The 19,160-nt window shown below is 48.9% G+C and carries 13 protein-coding genes and 2 pseudogenes; 8 read left to right on the forward strand and 7 right to left on the reverse strand.

Annotation, left to right across the window (positions count from 1 at the left end; all coding sequences use genetic code 11):
- Positions 1–34: 34 nt before the first annotated feature.
- From AB4K05_RS18815 to mobC, 4 genes are all read left to right on the forward strand, one after another.
- Complete coding sequence (locus AB4K05_RS18815) at positions 35–337, forward strand: conjugal transfer protein (protein ID WP_117341877.1); 303 nt, start codon at positions 35–37, stop codon at positions 335–337.
- Positions 338–355: 18 nt separating this feature from the next.
- Positions 356–661 carry a hypothetical protein gene (locus AB4K05_RS18820; RefSeq protein ID WP_117341876.1) on the forward strand — a complete coding sequence of 102 codons (306 nt, stop codon included), beginning with the start codon at positions 356–358 and terminating at the stop codon, positions 659–661.
- Between the two features lie 745 nt (positions 662–1,406).
- Positions 1,407–3,278 carry a type IV secretory system conjugative DNA transfer family protein gene (locus tag AB4K05_RS18825; protein WP_117341874.1) on the forward strand — a complete coding sequence of 624 codons (1,872 nt, stop codon included), beginning with the start codon at positions 1,407–1,409 and terminating at the stop codon, positions 3,276–3,278.
- Positions 3,279–3,288: 10 nt separating this feature from the next.
- On the forward strand, positions 3,289–4,035 hold the full coding sequence (gene mobC, locus AB4K05_RS18830) for a MobC family replication-relaxation protein (protein ID WP_117341873.1): 747 nt from the start codon (positions 3,289–3,291) through the stop codon (positions 4,033–4,035).
- Between the two features lie 447 nt (positions 4,036–4,482).
- Here mobC and AB4K05_RS18835 read toward each other — a convergent pair whose 3' ends face one another.
- Positions 4,483–4,977, reverse strand: a complete 495-nt coding sequence (locus AB4K05_RS18835) for a GGDEF domain-containing protein (RefSeq protein ID WP_368481448.1) — start codon at positions 4,975–4,977, stop codon at positions 4,483–4,485.
- A gap of 1,227 nt (positions 4,978–6,204) precedes the next feature.
- On the opposite strand from AB4K05_RS18835, the gene AB4K05_RS18840 reads away from it, so the two are divergent.
- From AB4K05_RS18840 to AB4K05_RS18855, 4 genes and pseudogenes are all read left to right on the forward strand, one after another.
- Positions 6,205–6,876: a nitroreductase gene (locus tag AB4K05_RS18840; protein ID WP_117341872.1), complete on the forward strand. Its 672-nt coding sequence runs from the start codon at positions 6,205–6,207 to the stop codon at positions 6,874–6,876.
- Between the two features lie 365 nt (positions 6,877–7,241).
- A pseudogene (locus tag AB4K05_RS18845) lies at positions 7,242–7,721 on the forward strand ((2Fe-2S)-binding protein); the annotation flags it as partial.
- On the forward strand, positions 7,718–8,716 hold the full coding sequence (locus AB4K05_RS18850) for a xanthine dehydrogenase family protein subunit M (RefSeq protein WP_117341870.1): 999 nt from the start codon (positions 7,718–7,720) through the stop codon (positions 8,714–8,716). The pseudogene AB4K05_RS18845 and the gene AB4K05_RS18850, both read left to right, overlap by 4 nt.
- The gene (locus AB4K05_RS18855; protein WP_117341869.1) at positions 8,713–11,121 is read left to right on the forward strand and encodes a xanthine dehydrogenase family protein molybdopterin-binding subunit; all 2,409 of its coding nucleotides are present in this window, start codon (positions 8,713–8,715) and stop codon (positions 11,119–11,121) included. Before AB4K05_RS18850 ends, AB4K05_RS18855 begins: the two co-directional genes overlap by 4 nt.
- Before the next feature lie 30 nt (positions 11,122–11,151).
- On the opposite strand, the gene AB4K05_RS18860 is transcribed toward AB4K05_RS18855, so the two are convergent.
- The 6 genes and pseudogenes from AB4K05_RS18860 to AB4K05_RS18885 all read right to left on the reverse strand — a co-directional run bounded on the left by AB4K05_RS18860 (position 11,152) and on the right by AB4K05_RS18885 (position 18,991).
- A complete protein-coding gene (locus AB4K05_RS18860; protein ID WP_368481433.1) occupies positions 11,152–12,126 on the reverse strand; it encodes an XdhC family protein in 975 nt (324 codons plus the stop codon).
- A 205-nt stretch (positions 12,127–12,331) separates the two neighbouring features.
- A pseudogene (gene tatA / locus AB4K05_RS18865) lies at positions 12,332–12,469 on the reverse strand (twin-arginine translocase TatA/TatE family subunit); the annotation flags it as partial.
- Between the two features lie 84 nt (positions 12,470–12,553).
- Positions 12,554–12,913, reverse strand: coding sequence for a DUF1330 domain-containing protein (locus AB4K05_RS18870; protein ID WP_117341866.1), 360 nt, complete (start codon positions 12,911–12,913; stop codon positions 12,554–12,556).
- Positions 12,914–13,080: 167 nt separating this feature from the next.
- Positions 13,081–14,064 (reverse strand): aldo/keto reductase, encoded by a 984-nt coding sequence (locus AB4K05_RS18875; protein WP_161959005.1) that lies wholly within the window; start codon positions 14,062–14,064, stop codon positions 13,081–13,083.
- A 597-nt stretch (positions 14,065–14,661) separates the two neighbouring features.
- Positions 14,662–17,790, reverse strand: a complete 3,129-nt coding sequence (locus AB4K05_RS18880) for an efflux RND transporter permease subunit (RefSeq protein WP_117341864.1) — start codon at positions 17,788–17,790, stop codon at positions 14,662–14,664.
- Complete coding sequence (locus AB4K05_RS18885; protein WP_368481434.1) at positions 17,783–18,991, reverse strand: efflux RND transporter periplasmic adaptor subunit; 1,209 nt, start codon at positions 18,989–18,991, stop codon at positions 17,783–17,785. The genes AB4K05_RS18880 and AB4K05_RS18885 overlap by 8 nt, the downstream gene beginning before the upstream one ends.
- Between the last annotated feature and the right edge of the window lie 169 nt (positions 18,992–19,160).

A 19,160-nucleotide genomic window follows, 5' to 3' on the forward strand; every position in this document is an offset into this window, starting at 1 on the left:
ACGCAACACACGTTTAAATATGAAGGTGACCGAAATGAAAAAAGCAATATTCTCCGCATTATTACTCTGCATTATGGTGCCATATTCAACTTCCGTCATGGCCGCTGACGCCTGTGAAGTGGTGATATGCATGTACGGTAAAGCCACCGGGAACGGCGGCGGCAATGAATGCCATTCGGCCGAACGTGCATTCTTTAATATCATCAAAAAGAACAAGCACGGTTTTTTGCCGGACCATACTGCCGATGTCAGAAAATCGTTCTTACTTGAGTGTGATTCGGCAGACCCGGTAATTATCAGCCAGATTATCAGTAAATTTGGCCGCGTGCGTGGTTAATTAGCGGAGGTTATCTTTATGACCAAACCGGGTTTTATTCAGCATCCCTGGACACATCAGCGCGGGGATTCCATGAGCGCAGGCTGTGTTATTGAGCACATTGAAAATGAGGCAATGCACGGATGCGGCCTTTATTATGAAATTTATCACTACCGGGTTGTCTGCCGGTTATTGCAATTACTGCAAACGCTGAACGGCACCGACAGAATAACGCTGACAGAAGAAGCTAACCGGCGAGGATTTACGCTTGATGAAACCAGTATTAAAGAAAGTCGTCAGTGTTATTCCGACATCATCAGGGAAATCCGCGAGAGCCACTATTAATCCCTGCATTAATTTTATTCGCAGGTCCCCTATAGCGCCAAAATATTTCAGCCGAATCAGGCTTAAGGCGTGCCGGTTTTCATGTTTTTAAGGCCCCACATTTTTCGCGGATTAAGGAGTGAAGAAATGCGGCCGTAAAAATGAGGCAGCGGACAGAATTATTTTCGCGGGTTAAGGAGCGAAAATAGTTCAGGCGCCGCGCCTCACCGGCAAACAGCCGCGCCCACGCGGATTTTGCCGGCCGGGGGGCGCCGAATAAATTTCGCCGCCCCAGCGAGCGAAAAGCTGTCGACCACGACAGCGGTTTATTTGGGGGGCATCGCCCCGCACACCGTCGCGGCTAAGTCTCCGGCCAAAAGCCGGTAGCGTGGCGCGACCACCCTCTTTAAAGGTCAGCTTCCCTTTTATTCCCGCTGCGAGGAACGAGCAAAGGGAAGAAAAAGGCGAAAGCGACCGTCTTAAAGGGGGTGGTCGCGCGTAGCGGGCGACGGTGTGCCGCCGTTGACGTTGGGGGTTTTGGTGCGGCGTCCAGCCGCGACATTACCCCCATGCGACAGGCAATAAGGGCGTCCAGCCCGCATGTACTGCCGCACGCTGTGTCGTACCGGGAAGCATGCTTCCCGGTACATGGCCGCAATGCGGCCACCTTCTTTACCCCGGACGTTCGCCCCGCCTTTTCGCCCGACACCGTGGGGCGAACTGATGGGGCGATGTCATGGGGCGAACCGCTGACGAAGGAGGCATCGTGATTTTGAATAAGCTGGCCGTTTCACTGTCGCCGATAGTGAATGGCGCGCTGAGCTTCATGGTTTTTATGCAACAGCATCAGCTGATGCTGGCGCTGTTATCGGGGCTGACGATGCCGTTTTTCGCGTCGATGAAAAGCGATGAAAGGCAAAAAGCCCCGTTGTGGCAAAAGCTGATTATCGCTTTTTCCCTACTGTGTTTTCTTTCCGGTACCATGGCCCCGGCACTTATCTGGATTTTCCAGTGGCTTTATAAAGGCCGTGTAGTCGCCAGCATTCCCGTTCGGGCATGGCCTGTGCTGATTGCCTTTACCGTAACGGGTTTTATTTTGCATATTCTGCTGCGCAGGGTATTAACCCCTGAATTAGACAAAATAAAGAAGCGCCTCGTCAGAAAAACCACGCTTGAACGGGAATTACGCACCGATGTCCGCACGGTGAAATCACTGCTGCCGGAAACGCTGCATTATGACCCGCTGGATTATATCGACCTGAACAAAGGGTTATTTATCGGCATTGACCGCGATATTCACCCGATGTATTTGCCGTTAAAAGACTGGCAAAAACAACACGCGGATATTATCGGCACCACCGGCGCCGGTAAGGGCGTTGCCACCGGGATATTACTTTATCAAAGTATTCTGGCCGGTGAAGGGGTATTTGTGATGGACCCCAAGGATGATGAATGGGCACCCCACCTTTACCGCAAAGCTTGTGAGGATGCCGCTAAACCTTTTGCCCTGATTGACCTGCGAAAAACCCAATACCAGTTTAACCTGATTGAAGAGATCACCGCCGATGAACTGGAAGAGCTTTTTGTTGCCGGTTTCAGTCTGGCAGAGAAAGGTCAGGAGTCGGACTTCTATCGCATTGATGACCGGAAGGCGGCCCGGATAGCCGCACAATTTGTCACCCGAAATACTGCCTCAACCATTCGGGATGTGTATAACGGAGACTACGTTCAGGGTATTGCAGATAAGATAAAAGCCTTTTTTGGGAAAATCGAAGAGCTGGCCCTGCTCAATGCCATTAATGCCCCCACCGGATTTTCGCTTAATACGATATTTGAGGAAGGCGGTTGCTGTTATGTGATTGGCTCAATGCGCAACAGCAAAATCATTACCGCGCAGCGCATGCTGCTGGTTCGCCTGTACCAGCTGGCAGAAAGGCGCGAGCGGGTGAAAAAAGTACCCCGCCCCATTGCTATTTATCTTTCCGAACTGAAATACCATTTATCCAGGCCCGCGCTGGAAGGTTTAGGCGCGGCACGCGATAAAGGTGTTCACATTATTATGGATCATCAGTCGATTGCCGATTTAAAAGACTGCCCGGCAGATTTGAAAGGTGACGCCGTTGTCGGCGCGGTCGTTGAAAACGCCAAATTCAAACTGGTATATCGCGTCATGGACCCGGATACCGCAGAATGGGTGGCAAGGATGTCCGGCACCATATTAGTCGATGATGAGGTCCGCAAAGCGAAAACCGGCGCCGTGCTGACAGAAACTATCGACAGTGAACGCACCATCAGGCAGGCCGAGCGTTTCTTTACCGACAGCAATATGATCCTGAATCTACCCGATTTTGTCAGCTTCATCTTCACGACAAAAACACTCCCGTCTGCCTCTCTGATTTCGCCCATCAGGGTGAAAAAACGCGAACTGGAGATCTGTGCCGTGTCGCCCGCGATTGCCGCCACCGCCGCAACGGTAAACATTACCCTGGATTTTAGCGAGGAGGAAACTTACCCCGGACCCGCATCAACACCGGATATCACAGCAACTCAATCCGATCTTTTTTTTGATACGGATGAAAAAAATACGACAACACCGAATACCGATAAAGAAGAAAACCCGTCATTGCTGGATTTTTAAAGGGGGAATGATGCTGATCACCGCATACTGTGAACGCCAGACGCGACACCGCGAAAAAATACAACGACTACTGAATTTTCTAAAAGAGGAAACGTACAGTGACTTTAAAACGCTGATACTGCTGTTCGGCTTCCGGGATCATAAATCGCTGTATTCCCTGCTTTCAAAAGTCGAGGGTATGGGCTTGATACAAAAGCATGTCCTGGTATCGCGCACGATGAAAATTTCATTATGGGGCATTACCAGTGACGGACTGGCCGTAGTGTTAACCCCCGACGATGCACTTTTTCCGGCACGGTTTGAGCCATCAAAAATCACCGGCTGGACGTTGGAGCATCACCTTGATAATCAGGCAGCCCGGATCATCCTTGAGCAAAAAGGTGCATCCGGGTGGATAAATGGCGATCGCACGACCTTCCTCAGTCGTTACCAGGTCAGTCACCGCCCAGACGGACTGATTACCCTCCCCGGCGGCACGGTGATCGCCATTGAGACCGAGCGACGCCTGAAAACCAGAGCCCGTTATCAGTCGATCATCGCCAGCCATTTACTGGCCCGGACCCGTAAAGACTGGATTTACGTTTTTTATATCGTGCCGGATCCGCAGAAAAAGCGCGGTCTTGAACGGCTGTTTGACAGTATCAGACACGTCATCGTTAACCATCAGCATATCCCGCTGGAAACCCGCCACCGAAATGTATTCCGCGTATATACCCTCGTAGAACTGCTACATCTGGATTTAAAGCAATATAAGTAAAGTCCTAGCCAAGTAATGTAGGTTCTCTTAACGTTAACATTTACATCAATGCCAGAATAATAATTAAAAAAATAAATCTTTGATTGATTTAAATACCTTATCCACAACCAAATAGATGGAGATAAATAAACAAATTAAAATGAAAAACACCGTTCTGAAGAATTCATGACAATGAGTGCTAAATCTTTGTTCACATGGTTAACAAATCCGGGATTAAATAGTACCTCAGGGAAAAATTTATCACGCGAGACATTGACCTTGAGATCATTCTGAATGAAATCAACCTACGCTTACACATATCAAAATCTCACTAAATCAATACTGTGAAAAATTAAATATCAACTAAATTCATTACAATTACAAAGGCACATGAAATACTATATTGATAAATTTAAACATTAGCTAACGTATTACCCATTCAATTCTATCTCTGCCACAAGACTTAGCCTAATAAAGGGCAACATCTACGCGTTTGATTAGGTCATCTATTGTTTCCTTTTCTTTTTTGTAACCTACTCCAATACTTACTGTGAAGTGAATATAGTCCATAATCAGTAACTCTCTAGTAGAGATTAATATTTTTTCGGCGATTAACCCTGCATCTTTTATTAATGGGGAGTGCAATATTACTGCGAACTCATCACCGCCAATTCTTGCCGCCATCACATTATCACTATGGAGATCACTTAGTAGTTTTCCGAAGCACTTGAGGACTTCATCTCCAATATCGTGGCCATAATTGTCATTGATGTTTTTAAATAAATCAATATCAATTAATAGCAAACAATAATTTACCTTTTGCAATTCAACTGTAACACTTCTAAAATAGCGTAGATTCGACAACAGGGTCAGCTCGTCACGGAATGAATCAATACTGGCGTTAGCATATTTATCATTGATATATTGCACAAGAGAATAAATGCCAAAGGAGACTCCTAGCATGCCCAACAACTTAGTAAAGTCCTCAATGAACTATCCCACCCACTGAGGCTGAATGATGAATGATGAATGATGAATGATGAATTCATCCATCAAATCAAATGCCGCCGATATGATCCAGACGATTAGCCCCCAATTAAACCACCACCGAAAATTAGCGTTTAGCGTTAGAGTTTTAAGATGCCAAAATATAAAATCAAGCATTATAAGTTGTACACTATCAAATAACCACCCTAAATTATTCACCCCTGAATTTACAGACTACTTACTTGGGAAAAACACTAAATTCAAAAAAAACACCACTACACATATTATTAATGATGATATCACTGGTATAATCAGGGCTTCTCGCGAATTTTTTTAGTAAATATTCCGATTTTATATTTCATAAATGGCATAATAACTCCTGGCACACATTAAAATAATTATTCCCTTGTAAATTTTAACGCCTAAGCACTTCTTTATTTACATGGTTATACGGTTTTAGTGACATACATCTTTCTTCTGGTTCAGATGAAGGTATTTTTCTAATATTCTCAGCACATTACAAATGGCTCCAAAATTTATCGGACGACGCCTGATGCTAAAAATAGGAGGGTAGTTCTCCGTTGGCACTAATTCTTAAACCTGAACCAATTCAACTTTGCATTGGACTGCAGGCGGTCTATCACCATTCGGTGAATTCATCGAGCAGCTATTGGCTTATGGAGTGACTATGTGGATATAATCCGGTCTAACGTTTTGTTTTGAATTACATCAAAATTTCCTATTTAATAGATATAGTGATGCGGGGCTAAAGATGTAATTACAAAAACTCTGTGCATAGCTTAACAAGCGAAATTAACATCTACTCACCAGCCATTATATTAATTTTACATATCATACACATATTTTATTTAACGACAGTAATTCAATAAAAGTCAACACACCTTACTTAACATTACTATTCAAACCAGAAATGTCATTTTAGGCAATTTTTACATCAAATGAGACAAGAAGTATAGGTAACTCTTAGGTTATATATAAACGAAGACTCTATAAACTGAAACCAGTACTTTTAGCAGGAACCTATTTTTTGGTTAAGCAGTATCTGTGAAAGAGATAACGATTAATTAGATACTCTTTCTCATGCGGTTATAAACCGTAAAGTCCGGTGACGTTCACATTTTGCCTGGTGCAGCCACAAAAATACCGAACGTCTGAAGACCCTGGCACTTAAGGAGCCAAATAATGTCGATGTTATTTAAAGATGTAGTTCGTTTACGCCATTCTTCACGAGCTTTCCTGCCAACACCAGTCAAAGACTCCGTCTTGCATGACATATTAGCCGATGCTCAGCTTGCCCCCTCTAACTGCAATACCCAGCCGTGGCGGGTACACATTGTTTCAGGAAACACGAAAGCTGCCCTCAGCCGGGCAATGCTGGCTGATGCGGATGATGAGCACTACACGCCAGATTTCTCATTTGATACCTCTGCCTTTCATGGCATCTATGGTGAACGTCGCGCGGATCAGGGCAAAGTCTATTATGAAGCGATGGGTATTACTCGCGATGATAAAGAAGGCCGGGATCTTGCTTTCCGAAGAAATCTGAGTTTTTTCAATGCACCACATGTTGCCTTTCTTTTTATGCCAACCGTGGGGGATAACGTGCGTGTGGCAGCTGATATTGGCATGTACGCACAAAATTTCCTTCTCTCACTGACTTCTCAAGGTCTCGCCGGCGTTCCCCAAACAATTTTGGGTTTCTTTTCAGACACCGTACGAAAAAAACTCGACGTGTCTTCGGATTTCCGGCTGCTATTTGGCATCTCATTCGGATATGAAGACCCTGAAGGAGAGAGTCATAAGTATCGGATGGGGCGAGCACCAATTTGTGACAGTGTATTTTTTCATAATTGACATTCCACTGCCTGGGCTTGCAATCAAAAAATAGCACCGTATATATCGATTATATTAATAAAAAAAATATAGCCCAATTACTTTTCTTTTTACGCGACAGATGTTTTTGCTCGCTGCAGTGTAAAAACATTGCAGTAAGTACTGCACTCTACGTCTAAGAGTAACGGCCATTGACGGTATGTTTAGCTGGTCCCCGGCCTAAATTGTTGCAAAGACACCTCTTATTTCGGGTTAACAAACATCCCCATTCTTTTGTTAACTTTTTTAAAATTAGTACAAGCAATGTGAGCAACATCTCTCGGTAAAGAACCCGTGTTGCTTAGTTAATCACCTGCAAAAGGAGCACAAAGATGCCTGGTTCCTATCCTTTACAACTCAAAATTAACGGTAAAGAAATGCACTTCAGAATCGATCCCCGCACAACTCTACTGGATGTCCTGCGGGAGTCCACAGAACTCAGGGGAACGAAAAAAGGATGTGATTTTGGGCAATGCGGTGCCTGTACTGTTCACGTAGAAGGTACCCGCGTGATCAGTTGCTTAACCCTTGCTCTTCAGGCCGGGGGAAAAGCTATTACAACGGTTGAGGGCCTGGCGAAACCCGACGGCACGTTGCATGCAGTGCAGCAAGCATTTCTAAAACATGATGCATTTCAGTGCGGATACTGTACGCCGGGGCAAATCATGTCGGCTGTTGCTTGTATCGAAGAAGGACATGCAAGCTCTGACGATGAAATCCGAGAATACATGAGCGGCAATATCTGTCGATGTGGCGCGTATTCTCACATCGTCGCAGCTGTGCGAGAAGCAGCCAGTAGTATGTCTGAGAAGGAGAATACTGTATGAATGATTTCGACTATATCCGTGCCAACAGCATTGATGCCGCTACTGGTGCCCAGATCAGAAACGGTGCCCGTTTTCTGGCTGGAGGAACAACTCAGATTGACTTGATGAAATGCGGTGTCGAACAACCGGCAGAACTCATCGATATTACTTTCCTGAACGGCCTTTCCGACATAGTGGTAAATTCACAAAGCATACGCATTGGCGCTCTGGCAAAAATGAGCCAGGTTGCCAATAACCCTCAGATAAAAAACAGTGCCCCGGTCCTGTCTGAAAGCCTCTGGCGCGCAGCTTCTGCTCAACTGAGGAATATGGCCACCATCGGAGGCAATTTGATGCAACGTACCCGTTGCAGCTACTTTCGTGATCCCACAGCCTATACATCATGCAATAAGCGAACCCCTGGGTCAGGTTGTTCGGCAATGAACGGTAATAACCGTAATCACGCAATTCTTGGCACCAGTGAACAATGTATTGCCATTTATCCAGGTGATTTTGCCGTCGCGCTGACTGCCTTCGACGCAAACGTCATACTGCAAAACCAGGACGGAGCCACTCGTACAGTGAAAATCAGCGATTTTTTCCTGCTGCCTGTGGAGAGACCAGACCTGGAGCATGATCTGAGAGCAGGAGAGCTCATCGTCGCAGTGGAAATTCCTCTGACGCCCGCAATCCAGCACTCTCATTATCTTAAAGTCCGTGACCGCGCCTCATATGAATTCGCCGCCGCCAGTGCCGCTGTCGGTGTTGAACTGGAGGTTGATGGAAAAACAGTGCGTGATATCCGTATTGCCTTGGGCGGTGTAGCGACTGTACCGTGGCGGGCAACCGTGGTCGAGCAAGCATTGAAAGGACAAATATTTGACGAACAAACCCTGCGTCAGGCAGCAACCCTTATCACTAAAGATGCCACCGCCCGGACAGATAACGGATTTAAAATTACCCTTGCCCCACGAGTTATCTCCCGCGCCCTGCTGACCGCAGGAGGAGTGGCATGAACAGTAAAAACACATTCAACAAATCGCGCCGAACTCTTCTCAAAGCCAGTGCAATTATGAGCGCAGTTGTAGGTACTGGTCTTCGGCTGAGACCGGCAAGCGCTGCGGAAGCTCGCCCTGGGATTCCGACAGCCCCCCTGTCACGTGAAATCAAATATCAGGCACTGGGTATAGGGAGAGAACGTGCGGATGGCCTGCTGAAGATCCAGGGTCAGGCGCGCTATGCAATAGAACATAATCAGGAAAATATGGCCTACGGGGTGATAGTACAATCCACGATTGCCAGCGGTACCATTACCGGAGTAGACACCAAAGCCGCCCGACTTTCTCCCGGCGTGGTGGCCGTCTACTCTCATTTGGACAAGTTGAAACTCAATCCGGCCAAAGTCTTCCTCAAAGGGGGGGCCGCAACCGAGGCATATACTCCATTACAGGATGAGCAGATTAAGTTTAACGGGCAACATGTCGCAATTGTCATCGCCGAAACATTTGAACAAGCCACGTATGCTGCGAGCCTTGTCAAAATCTTTTATCACGCCACACCGGCCATTTTGCAACCTGAAGATCCCAGAACCAAGCCGCAGTTGATTGATGCATTGAATGTAGCGTGGGGCAATGCAGAACAAGCTCTGAGCACTGCGCCAGTGGTTATCAAAGGTGTCTATACCACACCCCGTGAATACAATACTCCCATTGAACCTCATGCCTGCATTGCTTCCTGGAAGAATGGAGAGATAACTGTCTGGGAACCCACTCAGTGGGTTGGCGGCGCGCGACAGGTAATTTCAGAATGGATGGGGCTCGGTATTGAAAAGGTTCGAATCATTTCCCCTTTCACTGGCGGAGGATTTGGATCCAAGGTGTCACCTCATGCCCACGTCGCCCTAGCTTGTCTGGCCTCACGCGAACTTGATCGCCCGATAAAAGTATCACTGACCCGTCAGCAAACGTTCACCGGCTATGGCGGGCGGCCACGGACGCGCCAAGAACTCTCGCTGGGTGCCCATAAAGATGGTCGTTTAGTCTCAATCGTACATAATGGCTGGAATGAGACGTCCATTGATGACGTTCATCTTGAACCGACAAACAACGTTACACCGATTATGTATGCTTGCGACAACGTCTGGGCCCGGCACAGCATTATTCCGGTAAACACAGTCAATCCCGGCTGGATGCGTGCTCCAGGTGAAAATCCCAGCGCATTCGCCCTGGAAATCGCCATGGACGAACTGGCCTATGAACTGAACATGGATCCGCTGGCGTTGCGCTTGCTTAACTGGGCTAATCACGACTATAAATCCAAAACGCCGTGGAGCACACGTCAACTTCGGGAAGCTTATGCAGCCGGCGCAGATGCTTTTGGCTGGAGTAAACGAACTGCAGCACCTCGGTCAATGCGTAGAGGAAGGGAGCTTATCGGTTGGGGAATGGCTGCGGGTACCTACCCGGTCATACGTTCACCTGCCGAGGCTCGTATAATACTTCACGTAAACGGCGAGATTGTAGTGGAAAGCGGTGGTACTGACATCGGCACCGGAACTTATACCATCCTGGCCCAGACGGCCGCGGAGGTTCTGGGAGTTTCCTCGCACCAGATCACTGTTCGTCTTGGCGATACCAGGCTCCCCCGCTCTCCGGTTGCAGGCGGCTCGCAGTTAGCTAACGTGTTGACCGGTGCAGTGCATAAAACGGCCGTTGCGGTTAAGGAAAGGCTGATCACGCTCGCAATTTCACAGCCTGACTCCCCTCTTTATCAAGCACAACGAAGTAATGTGACGATCGGTGACGGACAGATTTCTTTATTGCGACGTCCGGGAAAAGGCATAAGTTTCAGTCAACTGATAGCGCTTACCGGTCATGAATCAATGGACGTAAAGGAAAACACCTACAAGCCCGGCGCTACTGAACAGGAACGCTATGATGCAGCTCATACTTTTACCCAGATCCAGATGCCTGGGGCATTTGACACCTCTTCCCATAGCTGGAGCGCACAATTTGTGGAAGTGGCCGTTGATGAAGATTTTGGGACCGTCCGGGTAAAACGTATGTTGGGTGCTTTTGACTGTGGCCGGGTCTACAACCCTAAATTGGCGGAAAGCCAATGGATAGGTGGAATGGTCATGGGTCTCGGGCAGGCCCTGCTGGAAGAAGGCATGCACGATCCAAGGGACGGACGTATCACAAACGCCAGCCTGGCAGAGTATGTGGTACCCGTTAATGCGGACGTGCCTGATATTCAAGTCATCAGCGTAGGGGTTCCAGATTACCAGGCCAGCGCATTAGGGGGAAAAGCCGTGGGGGAAGTGGGGATCGTTGGCGTGGCAGCAGCCATCAGCAATGCTGTTTTTCACGCCACGGGCAAACGCGTTCGGGATTTGCCCTTGACCATGGATAAGCTACTCTGACACTAGCGTGAAAGGGCGACTCAAGCTCTTTCACGCTTTTCTTTGGCTGTTCTTCACATGAACTACGTCGGCCATTACCGCCAAAGCGATTTCCGCCGGCGTTTTACTCCCAATCTGCATCCCTATGGGAGCGTGGATCCGGCGAATATCCTCCTCGTTGAGCCCGCCAATATTTTTAAGCCGCTCCAGCCTTCTGCTGCTGTTACGTTCCGACCCCATTGCACCAAGATAAAATGCTTCGGTAAAGACAGCTTCCATCAACGTTAAATCATCCATGCGCGGATCGTGAGTCAGTGCCACCACGGCGGTATTAGCATGGCATCCCCCTTTCTCAATAAAGTTGGCTGGAAACTCTGCTCTCAACATGACCCCGTCAACCAGACTGTCAGCAAAATTCTGTAGCGCGTCCGGTCGGTTTTCACAAACGATGGTTTCAAAACCAAGTGAAACGGCAAAGTTTGCACAATAAATAGCAACGGCAGACAAACCGGCAATGACTAACCTTGGCGGGGCAGCAACGATCATTACAATACGGTCGTTATCATACTCAACCTGAGTACTGCTCCGATACGCAGTCGGTGCAAGGCTACAACAGGGCTCCGGTAGGTGGATTTCTTTAGAAAGTGAATGGCCTTCTTTCAGAGCCGACCCCAATTGATTGAGATAGGCTGAGCTGTTACCCCCATCGGGTGAAAGATATTCTATCAAAATATCTAATATCCCCCCACAGGGTAAGGCGCGATTAGGGGTTAAGCCACCATCGCCATACCGGACAACCTGGCTGCTTTTCCTGTAATCCCCGCTGGCCAACCTGGCCAGAAAATCTTCCTCAACACAGCCACCGGATAGCGATCCACAATAGTTTCCCCGGGTATCCGCGACCATCATCGCACCTGGTGACCGTGGAGAGGAGCCGTAGGTGCTTAAGACAGTACAGAGCCATATAGGTCCAGTCTTGACCCATTCCCGGGCTTGATCAATAACAGTGAGATCCAGACTCTGCATAATGATATCCTGCCAGGAAATATTGATATATTAATATTCTGAGTGATGGAGCCCAATTCAATTATCATGGCTATAGATGAAGCGGGAAGACGTCAATAATTCAACCGCCCGGGCCTTATTTCTGACGTTCTGGATCTACCTTATCATTACCATTCAGGCTCAGAACGGGGGCCTTTAATTCTTCAACTGATTCAGAACTATTATTTTCACTTGCGAAAGATTTTTTAAAATCCCGAATGCTCGCACCGAGGTCACCTCCCAAACTTCTAAGCCTTTTGGTACCAAAGAGCATAATGACGATACCTGCGATGATAACAAGCTTCCAGATACTGATTCCGGCCATAAAAACCTCTTTTAAACGACCTGATTCAGGTCCTGATTTTTCAAAATAACTGTTAATTATTTATTTTCAACAGACGGCCCATTATCATTTAGTAATGATGACCCAGCCCTCGGTTGAGGCGATTCTAAATTTTTTCGCCTCAGTATACTCGGGTGAATTGTAGAAACGTTCGGCATCCTCAATACTCGGGAACTCTGCTATTGCAAATAATGAATGCGGTCGCCCTTCTTTCGCTTTTACACTCTCATTAAATACAGTCACCTTTCCATCGTACTTTTGTACCAACGGACCTGCCACGTCCATATACTTTTGATATATGGTGTGGTCTTTAATATCATAATTTGCAATCACGTAGGCGTGAGGTGTTACTTCAGCACTCTGTGCTGCGGATGCAAAGATCAATGCGCATACGGTCAGCGTGAGCAAAAGGTTCTTTTTAAACATTTAAATTTCCAACAGTATTGGTAATAGGTTTAAGAAAAGATAAAACCACACCGAAAATGAATGACTCAATTAAACTTGTGAGGTTTTATCTTAAGCACAAAATTTTTTGACTAGCGTTTGAACATATCCTCATCCGTAACACACCATGAGGTAATGCCCTGTCTCACTTACGAGCTATGGTCGACAAAACCCATCTGCATTTTGTTCATACGTCCACCATGTATGGTGAGTTTAGATAAAGCCACATCGATTTCACTCATTTCAGATGGGGTGAAATGGATGTTCAGCGCTCCCAGATTCTCATGAAGATGATCCACGTTGCGTGTACCTGGGATAGGTACAATCCATGGTTTGCGGGCGAGTAACCAAGCCAGCGCAATTTGTGGCGGAGTGGCATTCTTTTTCTTGCCAAGTGCACGTAAATAATCAATCAAAGGTTGGTTTGCCGCCAGGTTACCGGGTGTAAAGCGTTCAAAAGTTGAACGTAAATCAGTTTTCGGATCGAGGTGAGTTTGCGCATTCATTGAGCCCGTAAGATAACCCATGCCGACGGGTCCCCAAGGTACAAACCCGATCCCCAATTCTTCACAAGTTTGCAGCACACCATTATGTTCCGGTTCGCGGCTCATCATTGAATATTCAGTTTGTACAGCAGACACGGGCTGAACAGCATGCGCACGACGAATCGTTGCCGCGCTGGCCTCAGAAAGCCCAAAATGCAATACCTTCCCTTCTTTAATTAAATCTTTAATCGTACCCGCAACATCTTCAATTGGCACATTGGGATCAACACGGTGCTGGTAATAAAGATCTATATGATCTGTTCTAAGGCGTTTTAAGGAACCTTCGATAACTTTGCGTATATGTGCCGGCTGACTGTTAAGACCGCCGGCTTCAATATCAAATCCGAATTTGCTGGCAATAATAACCTTGTCGCGTACTTCATATAATGCTTCGCCGACCAATTCTTCGCTGGTATGCGGACCATAAACCTCGGCAGTATCAAAGAACGTTACCCCTTTGTCATAAGCCTCACGGAGCGTGCGGATCCCTTGATTTTTATCGGCAGCAGGACCATAGTTCGCACTAATGCTCATGCAACCCGCACCGAGTGCTGAAACGGTAAGATTACCAAGCTGGCGTTTTGTCATCTTATCAACGACCTGATTACTGGCGTTGTTTTGAGCCAGGGTAGAAGTTACCGAAGACGATGCCACAGCTCCCCAGGGCAAAGAGCTCACGGCTATACCAGCACTGACAAGTGCGGTATGAGAGAGAAAAGCTCGGCGACTCAACGCCCGCTTTGATTTGTCTTCATTCATAAATTTCTCCAGAAGTTATAATGCAGGTAACGAAATGATAACGTTGAAAACTGCCCCCTAAAGAAGCGCCTCCCTTCCAAGGTTTCGTACATCTCGTTCCTATCCCTGCTCTATCATTTTAACCACCTGATATATAAATAGATTTTCTACAGAAAATCAGGGGGACGGTTTCTATGTATAGCTATATCAAGCTTCATTATTGCCCCCTCGCTTGAAAAAAACATTGCCTGTTTTGATGCTAATTTTGCCTAAAGTGATTATCTCCAGGTTGTTTTTCTTAAGTTGAATTGAAAAAATCATATCAAGTTAATATTCAAAGCTTGATAAGAATAAGATGAGTAAAAAAATAGAAACATACAAACATCCCCATAAGAAATACGGTCGAAATCACTAAAAAGATTATTCACACTCTCCTATCGAAAAATCTTATTTATCTTGCCGTTCGCCTGTGCGTTGCACTTTGAATAATTGCAGCATGAAGACAAAAAAAGCCGGCACAAAAAATATCGCCAGGAAAGTACTGGTCAACATGCCGCCCAGAACGCCGGTTCCAATAGCGTTCTGGCTGGCTGCTCCGGCACCGTTAGCAATCACCAGCGGCACTACGCCCAGAATAAATGCCAATGAGGTCATCAGGATCGGCCTTAACCGTTGCCGGGCGGCATGGATGGCGGCCTCAACAGGGGATGCACCGGATTCAAAAGACGTCTTGGCAAACTCCACGATGAGGATAGCGTTCTTGGCCGCCAGGCCAACAGTGGTCAGCAACCCTACCTGGAAATAGGCATCGTTGGACAGACCCCGCAGCAGCGTGGCCGACAGCGCGCCTATCACCCCAAGGGGGACGACCATCATCACTGCCGTCGGAATGCTCCAACTTTCATACAGGGCCGCCAAACAAAGGAATACTACGATCAGCGAAATAATATACAGCGCAGGAGCCTGAGCGCCGGAAAGCCGCTCCTCAAATGACAGTCCGGTCCATTCAAAACCAATCCCCTCAGGCATAGCGGCTGCGATACGCTCCATTTCTGCCATGGCGTCACCGGAACTGTATCCTGTAGCGGCTCCCCCCTGCAGATTAAATGAAGGCACACCGTTATAGCGGTTCAGCTTTTGCGCACCGAAGCTCCACTGCGCCGAGGCAAAGGCCGAGAACGGCACCATCCCCCCGGCAGCGTTGCGCACATACCATTTATCCAGGTCCTGTGGTTGCATACGCGACGACGCAGCGCCCTGAATATAGACGCGCTTGACGCGATCGCGATCGATAAAATCGTTCACGTAAGACGAACCCCAGGCAACCGACAGGGTACGGTTGGCTTCGGCGATGGATACCCCCAACACCCGCGCTTTTTCACGATCGATCAGCAGTTGGTATTGCGACGCGTCCTCGAGGCCGTTTGACCGAACGTTGGTCAACAGGGGGCTTTGCCGCGCCTCGGCCAGGAAATGATCGCGGGCAGCCAGCAGTTGGGCATGGCCTAGTCCGGCACGATCCATCAACTGGAAATTAAATCCCGAAACATTGCCAAGTTCCCGCACGGCAGGTGGGGATACCACGATAATGCGTGTATCGCGGAAGTCCCGCGCAAAGCGGGCGTTCAGTCGGACAGCTAAGGCCGCAACCTTCTGCTCAGCTTTGGCACGGTCACTCCAGTCATGCAGTCGGATAAACATCAGTGCGGCGTTCTGGCCCCGGCCACCAAAGTTGAAGCCGGAAATGCCGAACACTGACCTGACACTGTCCTGTTCTTCCTCAAGTAGATAGCGAGTAGCACGATCGAGTGTTTCCTGGGTCCGCTGTGCCGTGGCACCGGCCGGAGCAAGGATCTGGGCGAACAGCAAACCTTGGTCCTCCTCCGGCAGAAACGAGGTCGGGATACGGGTATACAGCCAGCCGGCAGCAACCACCAGCGCCAGGTAGATAATAATCAGGCGTCTGGGCCGTCCGAGGCCACGCGTCACGATGCCCACATAGACTCGGCTGGCACGGTCAAAATGGTGATTGAAGCCGCCAAAAAATCCCTGTTTAGCGGCATGCTCACCAAACGCCGCTGGTTTAAGCAACGTTGCGCACAAGGCCGGGGTAAAGACGTTGGCCACCAGCACTGAGAGCACCATCGACGAAACAATGGTAATAGAAAATTGCCTGTAGATAACCCCGGTGGAGCCGCCAAAAAAAGCCATGGGTACAAACACCGCCGATAGCACTAAGACAATGCCGATCAGTGCGCTGGTAATTTGATCCATCGATTTGCGGGTGGCCTGTTTGGGCGACAGTCCCTCCTCGCGCATGATGCGATCGACGTTTTCCACCACAACAATGGCGTCATCAACTAACAGCCCGATTGCCAGAACCATACCAAACATGGTCAACGTATTGATGGAATAACCGAAGGCCGCCAGCACGCCGAAGGTGCCAAGCAGTACCACAGGCACGGCCAGCGTTGGGATAAGCGTGGCGCGAATATTTTGCAGAAACAACCACATTACCAGAAACACCAGAACGATCGCCTCGAACAGGGTTTGCACAACACTTTTGATCGACAGGAGCACAAACGGAGAGGTGTCGTACGGATAGACAACCTCCAGCCCAGGTGGAAAAAATGGCCTGAGCGTGTCAACTGTGGCGCGCACTGCGGCGGCGGTTTCCAGCGCGTTCGCATCGGTGGCCAGACGGATGGCAAGACCGACCGCGGTCTGACCATTATACCAACTATCAATTGCGTAGTTCTGCGCGCCCAGCTCGATAGTTGCAACGTCGGCCAGCAGCACGCGGGAGCCGTTCTGATTGCTCTTGAGCAAAATTCGTCCAAACTCTTCCGGCGTTTGCAGGCGCGATGGCCCTATCACGGTGGCGTTAAGTTCTTGTCCGTTCTCAGCAGGCAAACCGCCGAGTTGTCCGGAGGAAATCTCGACGTTTTGTTCCTCGATCGCCGCCGAAACATCGGTGACGGTCAGGCTATAATTCAACAGTTTGTCCGGGTCAAGCCAAATGCGCATGGCATAAGGCGCGCCGAAGAGCTGAAAATCCCCCACCCCCGGGGTACGGCTTATTGTATCCTGTACGAACGACGCCACATAATCCGCAATATCGGCCCGGTTCATTGAGCCGTCAGTGGAGATAAACCCCAGTACCATCATGAAATTGGCCGTCGCCTTGGTAACATGTATCCCCTGCTGCTGCACCTCTCTCGGCAGCAGCGGCTGCACCAGCGATAGCTTGTTTTGCACCTGCACCTGCGCCGTGTCGGGGTCAGTTCCTTGTGCAAAGGTCAGGGTGATCGTCATATTGCCATCGGCATTACTCTCGGAAGAGATATACTGCAGTTGGTCCAAGCCATTCATCTGCTGCTCGATAACCTGCACCACCGTATCCTGCAGCGTTTTCGCCGATGCCCCGGGATAGTTGACCTGGATGCCAATGGCAGGAGGGGCAATACTCGGGTACTGGGCCACTGGCAGACTGGCTATCGACAATGCGCCGCACAGCATCATAACAATGGCAATGACCCACGCAAAAACCGGTCGATCGATAAAAAATCTAGCCATGGGGCATTACCTTCTCGTCTATGCTGCGGTCAGCATGGGAGCCATTGGGGCTGCCCCATTCCCTGGCATTAACCCTGACACCTGGGCGAACCTGCTGTACTCCCTCCACAATCACCTGATCTCCCTCCGCCAAACCGTTGGTGACCAGCCACTGGTCACCAACGGTTCGGTCGGTCTTGAGCACGCGTAGTTCCACCTGATTGTTACCGTTCACCACCAACGCCGTGGGCTCGCCACGCGGGTCGCGGGTAATGCCGCGCTGCGGAACCAATAAGCCGTCACGTGCTACTCCATCCACCAGCCGCGCACGCACGAACATGCCGGGCAGCAGTTTTCGGTCAGGATTGGGGAACACCGCGCGCAGTAGCATGGAGCCTGTCGTTTGATCCACGGTAATATCAGCGAACTGCAGTTTGCCAGTCTGCTCATACCGGCTACCGTCTTCCAGCGTCAGCGTAACCTCTGCGCTGACCTCGCCATCACCGCGCTTGAACACGCCTTCCGCCAGGCTTTTTTGCAAACGCAGCAGTTGTACGCTGGACTGGGTGACGTCGACATACATCGGATCAATCTGCTGAACTGACGCAATAGCCAGCGCCTGCTGCGCAGTGAGCAATGCCCCTTCAGTTACCGAAGAGCGTCCGATAATACCGTCGATGGGCGACAATACTTTGGTATACACCAGGTTGATACGCGCCCCTTCAAGCACCGCCTCAGCTGATTTTACATCGGCATCAGCCTGGTCCATGGTCGCAAGGGCATCATCATAGGCCTGGCGACTGATGACGTTGCGCTCCGCCAGCGGGCGATAACGCTGCACCAGTTGTGACGCAGCGCGCCATTGTGCTTTAGCACGTGCCAGCGCCGCAGTGCTGCGATTATAGTCAACACGGTACAGCGCTGCGTCGACCTGATAGAGCGGCTGACCGGCCCGGACGACGTCGCCCTCGGTGAACAGACGATGCTGCAGGATACCGCTGACCTGCGGTCGCACATCGGCCGAACGAAATGCAGCAGTGCGTCCAGGCAGTTCTGTGGTCAACGTGACAGATCTGGTCTTAAGAGTGACTACCCCGACTTCGGGCATCAGCGGCAAAGTGGCCACGCTCCGGTTATTATTGTTAGCATTACTCAGGAATATCGGTAACCCGATAACACCAACCATCGCGCCGCCGATGAATAAGACGATTTTAAGGTTCATGATGACTTATTCCTCTTCGTGCTGGAGCGGCCACATTGATAGTGGCCCCTTTAAGGGACAGTTACTTATCTCAACATGATGCGCAGATAGTTTTAATCTCAGCTAAGGACTATCATGAGTTTATTACTGCCAGACTTATTGTTTATGAACGCAACGTTCAGTAATGACA

This window comes from Kluyvera sp. STS39-E (genome assembly GCF_040932435.1).
Classification (GTDB): Bacteria; Pseudomonadota; Gammaproteobacteria; order Enterobacterales; family Enterobacteriaceae; genus Kluyvera.